The organism is Streptomyces sp. sk2.1, assembly GCF_008120935.1.
Taxonomy (GTDB): domain Bacteria; phylum Actinomycetota; class Actinomycetes; order Streptomycetales; family Streptomycetaceae; genus Streptomyces.
On record NZ_RDBO01000241.1, the window covers coordinates 1 to 645 of the forward strand.

General features: G+C 72.2%; 2 protein-coding genes. One reads left to right on the forward strand and one right to left on the reverse strand.

The features are described from left to right. On the reverse strand, positions 1–251 hold a 251-nt coding region (locus EAO76_RS43125), incomplete at its 3' end, for a hypothetical protein (RefSeq protein WP_148841658.1). Positions 252–411: 160 nt separating this feature from the next. On the opposite strand from EAO76_RS43125, the gene EAO76_RS43130 reads away from it, so the two are divergent. Beyond that, positions 412–645: GNAT family N-acetyltransferase (locus EAO76_RS43130; protein ID WP_262376259.1), on the forward strand; the 234-nt coding region annotated here is incomplete at its 3' end.

Here is a 645-nt window from a genome sequence, read left to right on the forward strand (position 1 = left end):
GGAGCGCGCTTCCCCGCATCGGTGCCGATCCATTCCGGGGTCAGGTGCCCGGCGAACGACCGGGCCAGCCCGAGCCGTCGGTCCTCCGGCAGGCCGCGCAGCACGGCCATGACGCCGAGGCCGTCGTCCCACCATCCGCTCCCCGGGAGGAGCAGGGCGCGCGACAGCGCTGCCGGGTCGCCCTCGTCGACGAGCCCCTGGACGTACTCCACCCGCTCCCGTGACTCCCACGGCGATGTCACCGGTTCCATGGTTCTTGACCGTACGGGCCACCACTGACAACGCCGGGCCGCCGCCCGGCCGGGCGCCTCGACAGAATCCCGTCGTCCGCCCGGCCGTGCGGAGTCCGCCCGTCGGCCACGAGAAATGTCCGTTGCGGGCCGGCTGTTTCCCTGCGTAGCGTCACCGGTCATGACGACCCCTGCCCTGAGCACCGCACGACTGAGTCTGGAGCCGTACACGCCCGGCGACGAGGAGGACTTCGTCGCGCTCTTCCAGGACGTCCGGGTTTCCCGCTGGATGGGGGACGGGCCCTGCACCGAGGCCGAGGACCGCGCCCTGTTCGGGCGGATCTTCAGCAAGGTGTACGCGCGGGACCTGTTCGACGTGTGGGCGGTCCGGCACGAGGGCCGGTTCGTCGGGCAC